Raw genomic sequence first — 17,340 nt, forward strand, 5'->3', positions numbered from 1 at the left:
CTTGGCGCCGTGTCATGATACTGACATCAATTCACTGCACTTCACGGAGGAACTATGTCAGAACAGTTGACGCAGCAGGCCAGCACCTATCGAGTCACCTTAGAAAACGGCATGACCCTGGTCGGCTGGCCCATCCGAGCCGACCACGTCGTCGTCCAGGCCAGCGGACTCACCGGCCCGATCACCGTGCGGATCGACGGTCAAGATATCGAAGTCACCAACGTCTACGAGTCCGCAGGAGTCGAAGACTTCTCGATGCCCGTGACCGCCCTGGAACTACCCGAAGGCAGCATCGATGTCCCTGGCGAAATCATCCCGCCACACATGGCACCGCAGGAACAAGCCGATGATGGAAGCCAAACCATGGGCGCCAGAACGTTCTTCTGGTGCCTCGTCTTCCCGAGGATGCGTGGGTGCCGCTAACACAACGTTTCTGGCTGCGGTTGCTTCTGACCGCAGCCGTCTTTCTTCTCGACACCCTGGTCTGGGGCGGCGATACCCAGTTGATCACCGGCAACTATATCCCCGTCTGGCTGGTTGTCGGCATTGGTGGGCTCGGGTACAGTTGCCTGCTCATCGCCCGCTCGCCGGTCCCGGGATATATCGCGATGCTGATCCTCAGTGCCAGCGGTCTGTTGCTGCCCGCCGCTGAAAGTTTCGCCGGTTTTCTGCTGGCACTGTTCTGGATATCGCGGCTCTCTGAACGACGTCGCGCGTGGTTCGCTCTAGCCTGGGCAGCATTACCATTAGCCATTAATGTCTATACCGGCCGCACGTTCCACCCCGATGCCCCGCTGTCATTAACGCTGATCAATACCGGGTTGTGGCTCGTGTTGATCATCGGGGTCTGGATCGCCGGACGAGCCCTGGCACGTACCCATAATCGGTTGGCCACCGAACGCCAGTGGGCCGAGGATGCCACCGAAGAAGCCCGCGCCATGGAGCGCCTCCGCATCAGCCGCGACCTCCACGACACGGTGGCACACTCATTGACCGGAATCCTGCTGCAGGTAGCCGGACTCCGTGCGGCCCAAAAGAACCCCAACGCCACGACCGATATTGACGGCGTACTGGCCGATATCCAAATCACCGCGGAACAAAGCATGCGCGAACTCCACCGACTCTTAGGCATGCTGCGCGCTCCGGATAATGGCACTGATGACTCCAGGCCCCACGGCCTGGCCGACATCGGTGCGCTGATCACCGCAGCCCAAGTCTCAGGGCTCGCCGTCACCACGGAAACCACCGGCACCCCGGTCACATTGGACCCGAGCCTGGAACACGCGGTGTACCGGGTCGTTCAAGAGGGCCTATCAAATGCCATGAAGCATGCCGGTGAGGGCGCCCAGGTGGAACTCACCCGACAATGGGCGCCGCACCAGTTGACGGTGAGCATCCGGTCCACCAGCGGCGTCATCACCACCAAACCCGTCTCGGGTGGCTTTGGCCTGGTGGGTCTGCGCGAGCGCATCGGCGTCTCCGGCGGCACCATGCACCACGGCCCCACCCCAACCGGGTATCTGCTGCAAGTCACCCTGCCCACCGCACAAGCCCACGTTCGCCTGAACACCTTCGGAGATGCTTCATGACCACCACCGTGATGATCGTTGATGACCAGCCGATGGTCCGGGCCGGGCTGACCATGCTGCTCAACGCCGAAGCCGACCTGGAAGTCATCGGCGAGGCCGAATCCGGCGACCAAGCCCTGCAGCTGGCCCGCCAGTTATGCCCAGACGTGGTGCTCATGGACGTGCGTATGCCGGGCATGGACGGGGTCACCGCAACCCAGCACCTGGTCCAGGAATCCCAAGACAACCCGAATCGGCTGATCAAAGTTCTCATTATGACGACGTTCGATGACGAGGACGTCGTGGTCGGAGCACTGCAGGCTGGCGCTTCGGGGTATCTGCTCAAACATGCCTCGCCGACCGAAATCGCCGATGCAATCCGCCGGGTGCTAGCCGGGGACACCTGGTTGGATGCTACCGCTGCCACCCGGCTGGTTGACCGGCTGCGAGCGCGCTCCCAAGACACCACGGATCTTGCGGCCCTGTTGACCCCGCGGGAACAAGAAGTGCTGCGCTACGTTGCGGCAGGGTATTCGAATCACGAGATCCGCGACCGGCTGGTGCTCAGCGAAGCGACCGTCAAAACCCACGTATCGCGCATCCTATTGAAAACCGGGTCTCGCGATCGCGCCGCCGTCGTCGCCCTGGCATATCGCAGCGGATTTGTGGCACCCGATGATCCGCTGCCACAGTGAGTCATCCGACCGGGGTATGACACTTACCGTTGCGGGCTGATGTCTTCTGGCCCGGCGGCGAGCATGCTGGAGATAGCGCTGCACCGCAGCCGCCACCATCACCTACCTCAAGGATTCCAGATGAAGCTATCTCGACTTCGCGTACTCTCCGCGATTGCCGCCGTCGGACTAATATTCAGCGCGGCCCCAGCACACGCAACCGACGCTAAACCCGACCCGTCGGCACCCATCATCGTCAAACCAGATCCATCCGATCGCATCCCGCACCCGCGGCCACCGCGGATCCCACCGTGCCCAATCAAACCGGCCCCTCCGGGCTGGGCGGTACCTCTGTACTGTGAAATCGGGCCAATCATTCCAATTCCTGGACCACCCCGGGAGATCATTGATCCCATTCCAGGTCCGGTGGTTCCAGGACCGATTGTCCCGGTGGAAATGTAAGGACTGAAGGACTGCTTGCGGGCACACCCTAGGACGACGCCGACCAACGTGTCGAACTCACACCAGTCGTGGCGGGTCATCAAGAATTTTTGGTGGCCCGCTGCGGCATTTAATCGTGGTCTTGGTGAATCCAGCCGGAGTGCGCTGCGATTGCTGTTTCCCACATGCGATCGCGATGCGCGACCCTACGAGAACCAAGTGAAACCCAAGTAAATGCCCTAAGACATTTTGGTATCCCCGATGCTCGGTACGAAATGCGAGCACTCATATGTCACAATTCAAGACATCATAACTTCGATCTCTGGATTTGGTTATAACTGACAACTGTACGGTTATTAGTTCGTAAAGTTCGCCCTAAGAAGGTATCTAGACGTGTCCATGCCACCAGAACAACATCAGCGGCCCACCTCGGTCAGCACACTTTTCTACGTACTAACGGTTATCAGTCTTGTAATAGCCAGCCTTCTCCTCGTGACGCTTCCGTTGACCATTCCCGCGTTGATTTACGTCTTCAGCATCAACAAACGAGAGAAAAATGCGCAGGAGCGACTGTCATCAATATCAGACGAGTTAGACCAGACGAGCGCTATCCTCGCAGCGATACGATCAGAAAATGACGATCTACGAGACGCCTTCACTCGCATTGATGGCATGGATATTCTGCAACGCGAAGATGAGGCTCGACGACTGGATGAAAAAATAACCGAACAAAAAGCCGAATTCGAGAATATATTGGCTAATCAAACGTCAGAACTCGAGGCTCTTGAAGAACTGAAAGAAACCGAGAAGAACAAAATATCTGAGCTCAAAACAAAAGTCGTGGATCTTGAAGAGATGTTCAATCTCAACGATTACGGGCTATACAACTTTGAGAACCCAGCCAATGACTCGGTTCGATATAGCGAACAGTTACAGAAGGTCAAAGTCGACATCAAGAGGATGGTCAAAAACAAGACCGCTACTTCTGCGTCAACGACGTGGACAGTGAACAACTCCGCAGCTCAGGGTCGCAAGATGGTCAACGATATGAGCAAGCTCTTATTACGAGCGTTTAATGCAGAAGCAGAGAACTCTATCAAGACAGTTCGCGCGGGCCATCTCACAACCGCTCTCAAACGACTCGATAGGTCAGCACAAGCAGTCGCTCGACTCGGCAAGATGATGGATTTACGAATCACATCGGCCTACGTTCGTCTTCGAGAAGAAGAACTTCGATTGACCCACGCTCACCTAGAAGCCAAGAAGGCAGCCAAGGAGCTGGAACGAGAAGAACGAGCCCGCGAACGCGAGGAGCGGCGCGCGCAACGTGAATTCGAAGCGGCTAAAGCCAAGCAAATCAAAGAGGTAGAACACTATCGAACAGTCCTTGAGACGCTGCAAAGCTCCGGTGACGAAGTAGCTATTGCATCCGCTTCAGCCAACTTGACCGCTGCTGAGGAGAAACTGGCTGATGTTGAATCAACCATGGCAAATACTCGTGCTGGATACGTGTATGTGATTTCAAATCGTGGCGCATTTGGGCAAGGAATCGTCAAGATTGGCATGACACGACGCTTAGATCCCATGGATCGAGTGCGAGAACTCGGAGACGCTTCCGTACCGTTCTATTTCGACGCGCACACGATGATTTTTGCAAAAGACGCAGTCGGTCTTGAACGTGCACTCCATAAACACTTTGCCGAAGTGCGTGTAAACCTAGTCAACCTTCGCAGAGAGTACTTCTATTCAACGCCAGCTGAAGTAAAAGCCGCTCTCATGGAACTTTACCAAGATTATGAAGCGCAACTCTTGGAATTCCATGAGACTGCCGATGCCCCAGAATACGAAGCATCCGAAGACATGCGAGGTCGAGGTAATATTCCACAACCAGCAGCACTGACAATGAGTTAGTCAATGAACCATCATTTAGCGGGGCCGGCTCAATTGCTGACCCCGCTAAATTGTTTCTTCACTGCCCCTTGACCCCCTTAAACTTCAGGTGAGGAGTTTAGATGCCGTATGCCTTCGGCAGTTCAACTTCACCGGTCGGAATGGTGGCAGAGTCATCCAGGATCCGGATTTGCAGGGCGGGTTTCTGGGTGGCCCACTCAGCGGTAATCCCTACCTCAGATGCCGGGGTGAACCCGAAGCGCGGGTAATAGTGCGGATAACCGTACACGAGCACGAATGGTTCGCCGTCGTCCTTGGCACGTTCCAGCACCGCATTAATGACTGCGGTCCCGGCGCCTTCACCTTGATGTTGCGGCAGTACGCCAGTCGGAGCCAGCATGAGCCCTGGCTGGCCGCCCACGATGCAGCGGTGTACCAGAGCATGGGCTGCGGGTAGGGTTTCGAACTCAGAATCAGGAATCGCTGCGGTCATACCCAGCACAGAGTACCGCTGAATCCAGTGGTCTGGGTCTTGGCGCAAAGCATCGACCAGATCAGCTTCTGAGTCAGTTTCGAAGGCGGCTTCTAAAACCCGACGTATTCCTGCGTGATCATCCGCAGAATCTTCGTGCTCACTACGCGTCCGCCAGAGATGTCCTGTCCGTTGCACGCCGACTCCTTCACAGCCAAATTATGTTGCACAGACCACACTAGCGCAAAGTGCCAGCAAACGAAGGGACATACCCCCAAGGGGTATCTGTGCTGATGGCGAACCCAACGGTTGATCAGTGCACTTGGGCTTGACCCATACCCATAGGGGGTATAAAAGTAGAGATGTTGAATAGCTCGATTCGAGGGAGCAATCATGACGCCACAACAGTCAGACCACGAGGCCGTTGGTTATACCGATGACAAGGCGGCCTACCTCAAGCGCCTGGCACGCATTGAAGGTCAGGTGCGCGGCATCAAGCGCATGGTCGAAAACGACACCTACTGCATTGACGTGCTCACCCAGGTGTCTGCGGTCAACAAGGCGCTGCATGCACTCAGCCTCGGCTTGGTCACCGATCACATGAACCACTGCGTCCACGATGCGGTGGCCTCCGGCGACCCCGAAGCCATCGAAGAAAAAGTTCAAGAAGTCTCGGCCACCATCGGTCGTCTTCTGCGGTAGATAGGGAGAGAATTCTCATGGCACAAACCACTCTGAAACTTGAAGGCCTCACCTGCCAGCACTGCGTCGGTTCGGTAACTTCCGAGCTCCAGGCACTACCCGGCGTCACTGATGTCCAGATCGACCTGGTCAATGACGGCGTCTCCACGGCCACGGTGACCTCAAATCCCACACCGTCGATCCAACAGTTTTCCGATGCGGTAGCCGAAGCCGGCTACTCCGTCGTTGAATAGCGCACTAGCACTTTGCTAAAGGATTTTTATGTCTACCGAAACGACCGAAACCCGCGAAGTTGAACTGGATATTTCCGGGATGTCCTGCGCGTCATGCGTCGGGCGGGTTGAACGTCAATTAGAAAAGCTCGACGGCGTTGAAGCGTCGGTCAATTTACCCCTCAACCAGGCATTTCTAAAAGTTCCGGCTGGTTTAGAGGATCGTATCCTCATCGATGCGGTCTCGAAGGCCGGCTACGATGCCACCATTCACGGTGACGAACCAGAACAAGCCGTTGAAACTACCGAAGACGAGCTCGAAGCACCCAAAGTCGACGACGCTCCCGGGGTCGCTGAGCTGAAACCGCGACTCATCGGCAGCGCCATTCTGACGATCCCGCTGTTTATCATTTCGATGTTCAGTGTCTTCCAGTTTCCACACTGGGGCTGGGTCGCCATGGTGTTGTCGTTGCCAGTAACATTCTGGGGCGGCTGGCCATTTCACCGTGGGGCAGTCAAGGCCGCCCGGCACGGCGGCTCGACCATGGACACCCTGGTGTCGATCGGGGTGACAGCAGCATGGATCTACTCAACGGTTGAGCTCCTCCTCGATCCAACCATGACTCTGCATGCAGGCAGTCACGACCATTCGCTGTACTACGAAACCGCCGGCGTGGTCACCACCTTCCTGCTGCTTGGCCGCTATCTGGAGGCGCGCGCGAAAAACCGTGCGAGTGAAGCGCTCCGATCGTTGTTAAACCTGGCAGCCTCAAAAGCCACGGTGCTGCGAAACGGCCAGGAAGTCGTCGTCGATGCTTCCACACTGCAAGTGGGCGATGAATTCGTGGTTCGCCCGGGTGAGAAGATCGCAACCGACGGGTTCGTCGTTTCCGGACACTCAGCAATCGACACCTCGTTAATCACTGGCGAATCAGTTCCAGTCGAGGTCTCCAAAAACGACACGGTCACCGGTGCCACCATCAACACGTCTGGACGGCTCGTGGTTCGTGCGACCCGCACGGGTTCCGACACCACGTTGGCCCAGATGGGCAAGCTCGTGATACGTGCTCAGTCCGAAAAGGCACCGATTGCTCGGCTGGCTGACCGCATCTCAGCGGTATTCGTGCCAATCGTGTTGGTCATCGCGCTGGTAACGCTAATCGCCTGGCTGATTTTCGGTGATCCAGCCACCGCATTCCGTGCAGCAGTCACCGTGTTGATCATTGCGTGCCCCTGTGCACTTGGATTGGCTACGCCCATCGGCTTGCTGGCCGGTACGGGTCGGGCATCACAGATGGGTATTCTGATCAGCGGACCACAGGTCCTGGAAGACTCTCGCGGCGTCAATACCGTTGTGTTAGACAAGACCGGCACCGTTACCAAAGGCGAAATGGCGGTCTCAGACGTCATCGCGTTGGATGGTCACACCGCCGACGACGTTTTGGTTGCTGCAGCGGCCGTAGAACTCGGTTCAGAGCACCCTATCGCTGCGGCCATTGTCGAAGCCGGCAAACTCAAGAACGAATTACCTGAGGTCACCGAGTTTTCCTCAACCGCCGGTGGCGGCGTCGTCGGGACCATCTGGCTGGCAAACGGTCAGCAGCGAGTCGCAGCGGGGCGTTCCTCGTTCATTGTCGAACACACCGGTGCACTTACCGCCGCTGACGAACAAGCACTTGCCGATGCCGAAGCAGCCGGGGCAACCGCCGTCTGGGTTGCTATTGATGGGCAGCTGGCCGGAATCGTGTCGTTGCAAGATCAGATCAAAGACACCTCGGCGCAGGCGATCGCTGAGCTCAAGGACATGGGCATCACACCAATGTTACTCACCGGTGACAACGAATCGGTTGCGCGCCAGGTCGCCGCCGAAGTTGGCATTAACCCGGACCACGTTTTCGCTGGAGTACGGCCAGAAGACAAAGTTGACAAGGTCAAACAGCTGCAATCCGCTGGCAAGACCGTGGCAATGGCCGGTGACGGCGTCAACGATGCTCCAGCATTAGCCCAGGCCGACCTGGGCATTGCGATGGGCTCGGGAACCGATGTGGCTCGCGAAGCAGCCGATATTACCGTCATGGGTTCCTCGTTGACTCAGGTCTCCCAGTCCCTGCAGTTATCTCGCAAGACGCTGAGCATTATCCGGACCAACCTGTTCTGGGCGTTCGCCTACAACACGGCCGGGATTCCGATTGCGGCACTTGGACTACTGAACCCCATGTTCGCCGGCGCTGCCATGGCAGCATCCTCGGTGTTGGTTGTACTCAACTCCCTGCGGCTGACCCGCTTCGGACGCTGAGGAGACCGCAACCACATATCTACCCCGCACGGCGGTGGTGAAACGGTCAACAACACGGGCCGTCACCACCGCCGTTGCGTTGTCCAACGCTGGTGATCTTATGTATCGAACCGCAAGGATTCTTCATCACTGACCGACAGCGACAGGACCGCTTCTGCGACCTGCTCGTGCTGTTCGAGCGCATATTCGATACGGCGCAATCGAGTAGCGACGTCGTCCTCAACGGCGTTTCCGACCAGGTCAACTTCAGCGACGAGGAACAACCGAGCCGGACCGACATATTCCAGATGGAGGTATGTCACGCGTTCGATCTCGGGTTGGCCCATGAGTCGTCGACCAACCTGATTCCGCAACGAGGCCGATGACGCCGCACCCACCAGAAAATGGCGGTTACGCTCAATAAGGACCAGTGCGACTATCCCAAGGAGCACCCCAATGGCGATCGAGCCCACAGCATCCCACACCGCGTTGCCAGTCAGCTGGTGCAACCCGATACTGCCGGCTGCTATGACCAAACCGATCAGTGCCGCGAAGTCTTCGAAAACTACAGCACGCAATGTGGCATCTGAGCTGCCGAAGAGCATTCGCAACGGCGACACAGCGATTTGCTGAGCACGGCGTCGAATTTGGATCGTGGCTTGCGTAAAGGATATTCCTTCCAGCACGAACGCAATTCCAAGCACGGCATAGGCAACGCCGGGGGATTCCACCGGCGCGGGGTTGGCCAGTTCTTGAACCCCGTGCATGACCGAGACCGCCGCGCCGACTGTGAAAATACCGAACGCGGCGATCATCGACCATACGTATGCTTCACGCCCGTAGCCCAGTGGATGGTGCTCGTCGCGTGGTTTTACCGAGCGTTTATCAGCGATGATGAGGAACACTTCGTTGCCAGCATCCGACCACGAATGTGCTGCTTCAGCAAGCATTGACGCCGAACCGGTCAACGCGGCCGCCACCGATTTTGCGATCGCCACCAGAACGTTGGCGAAAAAAGCAATCAGGACTGTCATGCAGCAACCTCTACCATCACCATCTGTGTGATCTCCTACGACCCAACCTAGCAATGCGTAGGCCGGGCCGGAAGACCGCCACCAATGGATTCACAGTCACCCGTGCCCTGGACTGTTGGAGTCCGGCACCCTTGTGTTCGACAAAATTGGCATCGTTATCAGAGACGAAACGACCGTTTTGGACTCACGAACCTTCCTGGTCACAAGCCTAACGATGCCCTGCTCGCGACAGCCGTCATGGAGCTGGGCATCGGACACTAGGCCGACCGGGTCGCCATCGAATTTGGCCATCAAGCTAACGCACTCTCCAGAGGCTAGCAACCTCAAGCTGACTGCTGGAGACAGTGGCTTGGAACCGTTGCTATGTCCGAGATATATCGCTGACACTGCAACAGCCGAAGTCATTCGAATCTGAACTGGGGTTAACGGCAACTTTGATGGCATCAGTTCGTTGAAGATCCAGGTTAAAAAGTTCCCGGTCCAAGGAGAAGACGGAGCGAATGGCAAGCTCGTATCTACAACACTGCGGGCATCTGGAGTGCAACGTTCACCCTCGCGGCAGTCTTTATAGATCCAGCCTTGACGGAATGCGTGAGGCGTGTCACACTAGCTCAACGTTTCTTCACGAAGCGCTACCGCCTCAGAGCTCCAGTTCTGACCCAGGCACATCGCAGTACTATCAGGGAGGGCACCGTGCTGAAACTTATAGCAACTATCCTGACGTTGGCTCCAATGCCAGCTCGCAAACAGATAGCCGCCCCGGACCTTAGCGGGTTCGCTACCTATAGCAACCTCGGGACCATTACCTCCGACCCATGGGCTGGATGGACACTTCACGAGCATCCTCGTCTCGATCCATAAGCCTCGCGTTCTAACTTCATATTCTGCGTCCATGCGCAGAACCGTTCCGAACGGCTAGAACGTATCGCCTAAGGCAATGTTCACCACGTTCTAGCCCGTGCAGCGCTTGTCAGACGATCTACCAGCCGCGCTGCCACAGCTGCCGTCCGACCATCAACATCCAACGTCGGATTCAACTCCGCGATATCCGCATGCACCAACTTGCCGGATGCCGCGACGTGATCAATCACTGCAGAAACCAAAGGCAACGGCACGCCATATGCTGCCGGTGCACTGACTCCCGGCGCCACGGCGGCGGGCAGCACATCGAGGTCAATCGTCAGATAGACAACATCGGCCTGCTCAAGCAGCAGTGCCACGGCCCGACCTGCCTCACCAGGGTAGATAATCCACCGGTCGTCTGTCATCCACCCGATGCCCGCCTGCCGTGCCCGGTTGAATAGATCGGCCGTATTCGATGCTTCAGCAACGCCCATCGTCGACACCAGGGTGTTTCGGTCCGCCTCAGCTTCCATAATTTGGGCAAAACTCGTACCCGACGTCGCCTGGGCACCCGGGCGATTATCGAAATGCGCATCCAGGTTGATAATGCCTAATCGGGCATCCGGGTATGCCGCACGCACGCCCAGATACGAGGCCCACGTGATCTCATGACCGCCACCCAGCCCCACGGTCACGTGGTTTTGCGACAGCAGTTCCGCCAAGGCGTTACCGTATCGCTGTTGGGCGCCGTCTAAATCATTTTCGACGACGTCGATATCGCCGGCGTCATACAGCCCAAGGTCATGGTGGACGGCGAATGAGCCCAGTGCTGCACGAATTGCCGCTGGCCCCTGGGCCGCGCCAACTCGACCCTGATTTCGGCGCACCCCTTCATCAGAAGCAAAACCCAAAAGCGCTACGCCTGGCTGCGTTGAGTCAACGGCTTGGATGCGGTTGTGCCAACGGGCGTGTTCTGGGCCCGGACCATCGTCGCGACCTGTCCATTTGGTCAAAGAAGAATCTGTCATGTCTTCCAGCTTAGAGCTCGTCGAGGTACGCCGCGAAACCCCCTGGCTTACGATTCGACGGTGGTAATGCATCCCGTATTGCCATCAACGGTGACCACTGATGCTGGCTTAAGGAGCTCAGTTGCTTGCGGCACCGCTAACACAGCAGGTATCCCGACTTCGCGAGCGACGATTGCTGCGTGGGAAAGTACACCACCGGTTTCCGTTACGACCGCGGCTGCTAGGGAAAACAACGGAGTCCACGCTGGATCAGTCATACGACATACGATCACATCACCGGCCTCAACAGTGGCGAAATCAGCGGGTCCGAGAATGAGTCGGACCGGCCCGGATGCGGCGCCTGGGCTTGCGGGCTCTCCGGTGATGGTGGGGCTCCCGTCGACAGTTTGTCGACGTGGCCACGAGAAATCTGGGAGTTCCGACGTTATCGGTCGTGCTTGCAGAATCCATAGCGTGTCGCCGTCGAATGCCCATTCGATGTCTCTATGACCACCCAGCGTCGTTGATACTGCATGCCCCATAGCATCCAGGCGCAACACCTGGTGGTCGGTAAGACATGCTTTGGTCCGATCACCGGGCGCTACGGGTCGAGGATGCAGCATATGGCCCAGGCGATCTGTGCGCTGTGTCTGGTCCCCTCGCCGTCGATCAACAATCTGTGCTCCCGCAACTCGCCATGAGTCGGGGGTGAGTTGTCCTGCCACAATGCGTTCGCCAAGACCTAGGGATGCTTCGATCACGCTCGTATCTCCGGTGAAGATAATCCCAGACACGTCGGCGTCGACGAACCGTTGAACCACAACAGCCATATCTAATGGGTGGTGGTGACTGGCCTGACGCGTGCGGTATGCGGCGGCACGCTCGGACCACAATGAGGCCCAGCATTTCAGGATCGCCTGACATACCTGTTCTAGTCCGCGGACTGCCAGGAAGCTGTCGTGTTGGCCGGCCCCGGAGGCAAGGGTGCTGTCTTCCGTGCTCGAAGAGGAACGCACTGCAACGTAGTCTGTCGAGGCGCCTTGGGTAAGCTGTTCAAGCGCACTTGAGATGTCATCCACGACTTGAGTAGGAAGTTGGCAGTCCAAGATCCGTGCACGCACGTCTGCAAAATCGTTGGTCGATTCCAGGTTGAGGCCGTTGTCTTGGGCGACTGCTCGATAAACCTGGGTTGGCACCACAAACCCTTGCGGCACATTGAATCCAGCCTGCAGTAACTGCGCCAGGGGTGCGGCCTTGCCTCCTGCATTAGGACCAGTTGCGTCAATAAGGTCCAGCACGTTCACAGCTTCCTTTCTCCGACAAAGCCTGTCCATCGCAGCTCGGCGGGCAGGTACATCATGTCAGTTCAGATCATGCCCCCGTGGTGCGTTCTCGGCCCAGGCTCGACAGTAAATCCTGGTGGAGTTCAGCCCACACGGTGTGACAAGAAAGCACCCCGACGCCTGCGACCCAGTGCATATCACCACTGCGAGCTTGTTCTAACGCATCTCGAAATTGTCGTGGGTAGCGGCTAAACCGCGGAAGCCAATCAGTCACGGGGATCATGAGTTCCGCTAGGGCTTCAGCGAGGTCGGTCAGCTCTTGTAAGATTGCAGCGCTCGAGCTTTCTTGTTCAGTGGCAGATTGCAGTTGCCAAGCGGTGATTACTCGAACGAGACGAGCATTCACAGTGTTTTCGAAATCCTCCAGTGCGACCCGTAGGTCCGATGCTGCGCCGGATGCGATCAATTCTTGATGCAGTAATTCGGTATCGCGCTCTTTGCCCTCTACTGTGAGGATCCAGCCACTCGTATCCCCGAATGCCATATGTTCAACCAGACCTTGGCCTTCGAGCACGCCAAGCTGGTCACCGACGACATTTGCTGGCAAGTCGGCCCGCTCGGCAACCGCTTGGATCGTCGCGAAGCCTGCCAAGCGCACCCCGTGGAGCACTAACAGTTCCTCGCTGGAGTGCCATAATGCATCGGAGCGTTCAGTCGTCACTGTGGGTTCCTCGATCCTCATCATGCTGTGCCCGTATTGATACCCGCTGAAATCGCTGTTGAGCTGCTTGCGGGGACTTCACGCCAAGCTGCTCGGCGATATCTGACCACGTGAGCCCCTCCGCTCGAGCGATCAGCATGAGTCCAGATTCAAGGCCATCCAGCTCCGCCTTGGCTGATTCAACCAGTCGAAGGGCTGCCCTAATTTCGTCATGAGAAGCTTCACCCACTGAAGAGTTTGCTCGCCACATTGCGAAACGGAGCAGACTCACGTCGTCTGGCGGAATACTTGACGACGCCTGCCATGGACTCCGTGGCAAATCTTCGGCGCCGGCATCGAGCAATCGACGCCGCGCCGAGCCTAACTCCTGGAACTCTTCGAACTCATGTGGGACAGCTGGGAGCATGAAGCCATCCTAGAATTTCAATATTTTGTTGTCAACATAATGTTGAAAGGCAGATGCGTGGCATGACGTCGGGATACCTCTCTTGACTGCGGGTCACCCGTGAACTTCGCGGACGTCAGTTCCGTGCTCGGCAAATGCCTTAAAGTCGCGCATGTGCACCACCGACTGCTTACGGAAGGCACCGCGCATGAACACCGCAGCCATTCGCATCAGAACGCTGCTAAACCGATATTCATTCTCGCTATCCCAAAGCGTCGTCTCCGGACCGACCGCAAGCAAACGTTCTCGTGCGATACTCCACATACCAGGCACAACGAGTTCTCGTTCGTAGTACACCACGCTGTCGGCCGGGATTCCTTCGAGGTTTTCTGGTTCACGCCGCGTGACGATCTCGGTGGCCTCGATAGTCTGCTGATCCATCTGCATGACAACACGCGACTCGGTCCCGTACTGCCCGTGTTCCCCATTGAGTGGTTCGTGAACGACGACGCCGCGTAGCCACATTGGCAGATAGACCGGATCCGAGAGAAGATCCAATACCTTTTCCCGTGGTAAAGCGATTTCGATCGATGCCGTGTATTTCATAAAGGAATGCTCCAGACTCGCTAGCTAAAGGGGTGAAACGCGCATCGACCACCACGGACAGCGTTGGCTGACCATAGGGTAGTTCGTGTGCGCGTCAGGTGGGTTATCGATCGCTCTTGCCGGGTCCGGCTGTAAAATACCAGATGTAGAACGCCGTCCAACCGCCCACGAATATCAAGGACTTGGCCCTAGGGCTGTAGCCCCGTCGATCTGCCAGTTTGCCCAGCGCTGCGACACCACCGGTGACGGCGAGGAAGCGTCCCATTCTGGCAGGCACCGACAGCGCCATGAATTTGGTGAAGGACTCATTGCCGTGGGCCAAGGTGCGCGCGTAAATCTTATATGGCACACCGCGAGTTGGACCTAACACCAAGGCTGACCAGCCCTTCTCGTCGAGTTCGTGTTCGACGTCGGTAATCATCGACTGAGAAATGCCGGGGATCGCCGTCAAAATTTTCTCAGTTTCTTCCGGTGACATGCGCTGCGTGACCAGGTAGTTCGTCGCACCCCCGGCCAATGCGCCGGCGAGCGCTGAGATCGTGGTGGCGAATCCACGGCGTGGGTTGTGGAGTGCTAGCCAGCTGGTCCAGAGATCCGGCACGATGAAAAAGACGGTCGCCTCTGCCGTACCCCAGGCGGCGGCGACGCCGTGATCCAAATATTTACGGAACATCTGGCACCAACTCCCAGGTTGTGAGGTCATCAATATCTAGGTTTAGCCTAACCCACCGCCTACACTGGAGCAGTACTTCCACCGCTGCAACTGACGAGGAACGATGTCGGAAATGAACTCTCCGCAGGGGACTGATCGGCGTGCGATCCCCCAGCGATCAACGACGTGGGCGGCCAAACTTGCCGATGTTATGTATGCCGCAAGACTTACGCCAAATAGAGTATCTGTGGGGTCAGTCCTCTTCGCCACACTTGGTGCCGCAGCGTTAATCGCTTCTGCATTGGTGACCACCGACGGCGCTCGAGCGGTTTGGTTGATCGTGGCAGTGGTGTGCATTCCGCTGCGGTTACTCTTGAACATGCTCGACGGCATGTTGGCCGTGGAGAGGGGCATGCACACACCCACCGGTGATCTATTCAATGAAGTTCCTGACCGGGTGGCTGACCTCATGCTGTTGGCAGCTGCCGGGTATGCCACGCTTGGGATCTGGGCTACCAGCAGTATCGATTGGGGTGTCGTGATTGGATGGGCGGCGGCATCGGCAGCCGTTATGACCGCTTATGTGCGCACTCTGGGTGCTGCGAACGGAGTAGGTAATTTCTTTGGCGGTCCGATGGCTAAGCCCGCACGCATGTGGGTGTTGGTCGTGGCTAGCCTGGCATCGCTTTTCGAACCGCTCTTTGATGGGCGGGGGTTATTTCTTGCCACCGGTTTAGTCATCATTCTGGTGGGTTCGGTTGTCACTGTGATCATGCGGCTCAAACGAATCGCCGCGGCCCTGCAGGTTCGAAAGGCCGATGTGTCATGAGTAAACCATCGAATCTCTTCAAACGTGGCCTGTCGAAAACTATTCTTACGGCCACCGGTGCCAATCTCGTTGCCCAGGGTGACGACGGTTCCGAACCGTATTTCCCCGACCAAGCGATTTACTATGCCAACCACTCATCACACCTGGATTTTTTGATGCTGTGGGCCATTATGCCCGCCGAGCTGCAGCCTCGGGTGCGTCCCATTGCGGCAGATGACTACTGGGGTTCAGGTATTCGACGTTCGATTGCTCGCGGCGTCTTCAACGCGCATCTGGTGCAGCGCTATAAGGATCGCCCGTATACTCGGGCCGATGAGAAATCGACGGTAAAGACCGATTCGGGCAGCTCACCGAAACAGGGTCAGCTTGCCGGGATGACCACGATCCTGGATGAGGGTGATTCACTGATCATCTTCCCTGAAGGCACGCGTGGACCGGCTGATGAGGTCGCGACATTCCATGCGGGGCTGTACCGATTAGCACAACACGCACCACATCTGCCGGTAGTGCCGGTGACGTTGAAAAACCTTGGCAGGGTGCTCCCCAAAGGCGAGCTGATTCCGGTCCCCCACCTGTCAACCGTTGTGGTGCATGATCCGATCTATCTACAAGACCATGAAACCCAAGAAGCGTTTCTCAACCGTGCACGCAGTATTATTGCCGAGGAGCTCAAGGCCAAGGACACTGCTGAAGGAGACACTGCATGATCGGACTCTTCAATGAGACCGTAGTCAACCTATTTCTCGGTATCGGTGGAATCCTTGTTCTCGCCACCATCGTTGCGATCCTGCTGGGACTGCGCCATCGTGGCAATGACAGCGCCACACTAAAGAATCTCAATCAGCGCATCGGTGCCTGGTGGATCATGGCGATCGGGCTGGCGGTCACGTTGCTGATCGGCGAGACCGCCGTCATCGTGTTATTCCTGGTGCTCTCATTCCTGGCGTTGCGTGAATTTCTGACGATTGCCCCAACGCATCGTTCGGATCATAAGACGCTGGTCTGGTTGGTCTACATTATCCCGCTGATCAACTACTGGTTTTTGTGGGAGCACTGGTACGGCGCGTTCTCCGTGCTGATCCCGGTGTATGCGTTCTTGTTCTTACCGATCCGCAATGCGCTGGTTGGCGATACCGACAACTTCTTGCAGCGTGCAGCACTGATTCAATGGGCGCTGATGGTTTGTGTGTATGCCATCAGCCACGTGCCAGCGATCATGCAATTACCAGTCATGATGGACGTGGGACGGCAAACAGCCGAAGGCGCACCCTTGGGCTCTGGTGGTGCTGAAGGCGCGCTGCTGATGCTGTTCCTTGTGGTGGTGGTCCAACTGTCCGATGTGTTCCAGTACATCTGGGGCAAGACGTTGGGCAAACACCCGGTCGCGCCGAAAGTCTCACCAAATAAGACCTGGGAAGGGTTGGTCGGTGGCGTACTGACGGCGACGGCGATTGGTGCCGGCCTATGGTGGATCACACCGTTTACCTGGTGGCAGGCCGCACTGTTAGCCTTCGTCTCGTGTCTAATGGGCTTTTTCGGCGGACTGGTGATGTCGTCGATCAAACGCGACCGCGGGGTCAAAGACTTCGGAGCCACAATTGCCGGTCACGGTGGGATCATGGACCGGCTAGACTCTCTGAGTTTCGCCGCGCCAGTATTCTTCCACTTGGTCCGATTCTTCTTCACCACTTAGTTTTCGCATTCCACAACTTTAGTCAAGGAAGACGGGCCCGCGGTCCTGACCGA

At 57.2% G+C, this 17,340-nt stretch carries 20 protein-coding genes; 12 read left to right on the forward strand and 8 right to left on the reverse strand.

Annotated features, from left to right (window positions below; genetic code table 11):
* The first annotated feature begins 54 nt into the window (after positions 1 to 54).
* The 5 genes from A6F49_RS05735 to A6F49_RS05755 all read left to right on the forward strand — a co-directional run bounded on the left by A6F49_RS05735 (position 55) and on the right by A6F49_RS05755 (position 4,594).
* A complete protein-coding gene (locus A6F49_RS05735; protein ID WP_043057638.1) occupies positions 55 to 423 on the forward strand; it encodes a hypothetical protein in 369 nt (122 codons plus the stop codon).
* Complete coding sequence (locus tag A6F49_RS05740) at positions 414 to 1,589, forward strand: sensor histidine kinase (protein ID WP_052504816.1); 1,176 nt, start codon at positions 414 to 416, stop codon at positions 1,587 to 1,589. Before A6F49_RS05735 ends, A6F49_RS05740 begins: the two co-directional genes overlap by 10 nt.
* Positions 1,586 to 2,263, forward strand: a complete 678-nt coding sequence (locus A6F49_RS05745; RefSeq protein ID WP_043057637.1) for a response regulator — start codon at positions 1,586 to 1,588, stop codon at positions 2,261 to 2,263. The genes A6F49_RS05740 and A6F49_RS05745 overlap by 4 nt, the downstream gene beginning before the upstream one ends.
* Positions 2,264 to 2,383: 120 nt before the next feature.
* Positions 2,384 to 2,704, forward strand: a complete 321-nt coding sequence (locus A6F49_RS05750; protein ID WP_043057636.1) for a hypothetical protein — start codon at positions 2,384 to 2,386, stop codon at positions 2,702 to 2,704.
* Between the two features lie 378 nt (positions 2,705 to 3,082).
* Positions 3,083 to 4,594, forward strand: coding sequence for a DUF4041 domain-containing protein (locus tag A6F49_RS05755; RefSeq protein WP_052504815.1), 1,512 nt, complete (start codon positions 3,083 to 3,085; stop codon positions 4,592 to 4,594).
* A 97-nt stretch (positions 4,595 to 4,691) separates the two neighbouring features.
* Here A6F49_RS05755 and A6F49_RS05760 read toward each other — a convergent pair whose 3' ends face one another.
* The gene (locus A6F49_RS05760) at positions 4,692 to 5,243 is read right to left on the reverse strand and encodes a GNAT family N-acetyltransferase (protein ID WP_052504814.1); all 552 of its coding nucleotides are present in this window, start codon (positions 5,241 to 5,243) and stop codon (positions 4,692 to 4,694) included.
* A gap of 195 nt (positions 5,244 to 5,438) precedes the next feature.
* Between A6F49_RS05760 and A6F49_RS05765 the strand changes: the two genes are divergently transcribed.
* The 3 genes from A6F49_RS05765 to A6F49_RS05775 are packed head-to-tail and all read left to right on the forward strand — an operon-like array spanning position 5,439 to position 8,255.
* Entirely contained in the window at positions 5,439 to 5,747 is a 309-nt protein-coding gene (locus tag A6F49_RS05765) for a metal-sensitive transcriptional regulator (protein WP_043057635.1), read from the forward strand.
* A 17-nt stretch (positions 5,748 to 5,764) separates the two neighbouring features.
* A complete protein-coding gene (locus A6F49_RS05770) occupies positions 5,765 to 5,980 on the forward strand; it encodes a heavy-metal-associated domain-containing protein (RefSeq protein WP_043057634.1) in 216 nt (71 codons plus the stop codon).
* A 28-nt stretch (positions 5,981 to 6,008) separates the two neighbouring features.
* Complete coding sequence (locus A6F49_RS05775; RefSeq protein ID WP_043057633.1) at positions 6,009 to 8,255, forward strand: heavy metal translocating P-type ATPase; 2,247 nt, start codon at positions 6,009 to 6,011, stop codon at positions 8,253 to 8,255.
* 98 nt (positions 8,256 to 8,353) lie between these two features.
* Here A6F49_RS05775 and A6F49_RS05780 read toward each other — a convergent pair whose 3' ends face one another.
* Positions 8,354 to 9,268 carry a cation diffusion facilitator family transporter gene (locus A6F49_RS05780; RefSeq protein ID WP_043057632.1) on the reverse strand — a complete coding sequence of 305 codons (915 nt, stop codon included), beginning with the start codon at positions 9,266 to 9,268 and terminating at the stop codon, positions 8,354 to 8,356.
* A 693-nt stretch (positions 9,269 to 9,961) separates the two neighbouring features.
* Between A6F49_RS05780 and A6F49_RS18025 the strand changes: the two genes are divergently transcribed.
* Positions 9,962 to 10,129, forward strand: a complete 168-nt coding sequence (locus tag A6F49_RS18025) for a hypothetical protein (RefSeq protein ID WP_161485780.1) — start codon at positions 9,962 to 9,964, stop codon at positions 10,127 to 10,129.
* Between the two features lie 80 nt (positions 10,130 to 10,209).
* On the opposite strand, the gene hutG is transcribed toward A6F49_RS18025, so the two are convergent.
* The 6 genes from hutG to A6F49_RS05815 all read right to left on the reverse strand — a co-directional run bounded on the left by hutG (position 10,210) and on the right by A6F49_RS05815 (position 14,786).
* Positions 10,210 to 11,139 carry a formimidoylglutamase gene (gene hutG, locus A6F49_RS05790; RefSeq protein WP_043057630.1) on the reverse strand — a complete coding sequence of 310 codons (930 nt, stop codon included), beginning with the start codon at positions 11,137 to 11,139 and terminating at the stop codon, positions 10,210 to 10,212.
* A gap of 47 nt (positions 11,140 to 11,186) precedes the next feature.
* Positions 11,187 to 12,416, reverse strand: coding sequence for a PEP/pyruvate-binding domain-containing protein (locus A6F49_RS05795; protein WP_201120256.1), 1,230 nt, complete (start codon positions 12,414 to 12,416; stop codon positions 11,187 to 11,189).
* A gap of 73 nt (positions 12,417 to 12,489) precedes the next feature.
* Positions 12,490 to 13,122 (reverse strand): hypothetical protein, encoded by a 633-nt coding sequence (locus A6F49_RS05800; RefSeq protein WP_052504813.1) that lies wholly within the window; start codon positions 13,120 to 13,122, stop codon positions 12,490 to 12,492.
* The gene (locus A6F49_RS05805; protein ID WP_043057627.1) at positions 13,112 to 13,528 is read right to left on the reverse strand and encodes a hypothetical protein; all 417 of its coding nucleotides are present in this window, start codon (positions 13,526 to 13,528) and stop codon (positions 13,112 to 13,114) included. The genes A6F49_RS05800 and A6F49_RS05805 overlap by 11 nt, the downstream gene beginning before the upstream one ends.
* Before the next feature lie 93 nt (positions 13,529 to 13,621).
* Complete coding sequence (locus A6F49_RS05810; RefSeq protein ID WP_043057626.1) at positions 13,622 to 14,113, reverse strand: SRPBCC family protein; 492 nt, start codon at positions 14,111 to 14,113, stop codon at positions 13,622 to 13,624.
* Between the two features lie 103 nt (positions 14,114 to 14,216).
* Complete coding sequence (locus tag A6F49_RS05815) at positions 14,217 to 14,786, reverse strand: hypothetical protein (RefSeq protein ID WP_043057625.1); 570 nt, start codon at positions 14,784 to 14,786, stop codon at positions 14,217 to 14,219.
* A 112-nt stretch (positions 14,787 to 14,898) separates the two neighbouring features.
* Between A6F49_RS05815 and A6F49_RS05820 the strand changes: the two genes are divergently transcribed.
* Genes A6F49_RS05820 through A6F49_RS05830 form a run of 3 tightly spaced genes read left to right on the forward strand, consistent with a single transcriptional unit; the run spans position 14,899 to position 17,287 of the window.
* Complete coding sequence (locus A6F49_RS05820) at positions 14,899 to 15,594, forward strand: CDP-alcohol phosphatidyltransferase family protein (protein WP_162840618.1); 696 nt, start codon at positions 14,899 to 14,901, stop codon at positions 15,592 to 15,594.
* A complete protein-coding gene (locus A6F49_RS05825; RefSeq protein WP_043057623.1) occupies positions 15,591 to 16,301 on the forward strand; it encodes a lysophospholipid acyltransferase family protein in 711 nt (236 codons plus the stop codon). Before A6F49_RS05820 ends, A6F49_RS05825 begins: the two co-directional genes overlap by 4 nt.
* Positions 16,298 to 17,287: a phosphatidate cytidylyltransferase gene (locus A6F49_RS05830; RefSeq protein ID WP_043057622.1), complete on the forward strand. Its 990-nt coding sequence runs from the start codon at positions 16,298 to 16,300 to the stop codon at positions 17,285 to 17,287. Before A6F49_RS05825 ends, A6F49_RS05830 begins: the two co-directional genes overlap by 4 nt.
* Positions 17,288 to 17,340 lie beyond the last annotated feature (53 nt).

This window comes from Enteractinococcus helveticum (assembly GCF_001657475.1).
Taxonomy (GTDB): Bacteria; Actinomycetota; Actinomycetes; order Actinomycetales; family Micrococcaceae; genus Yaniella; species Yaniella helvetica.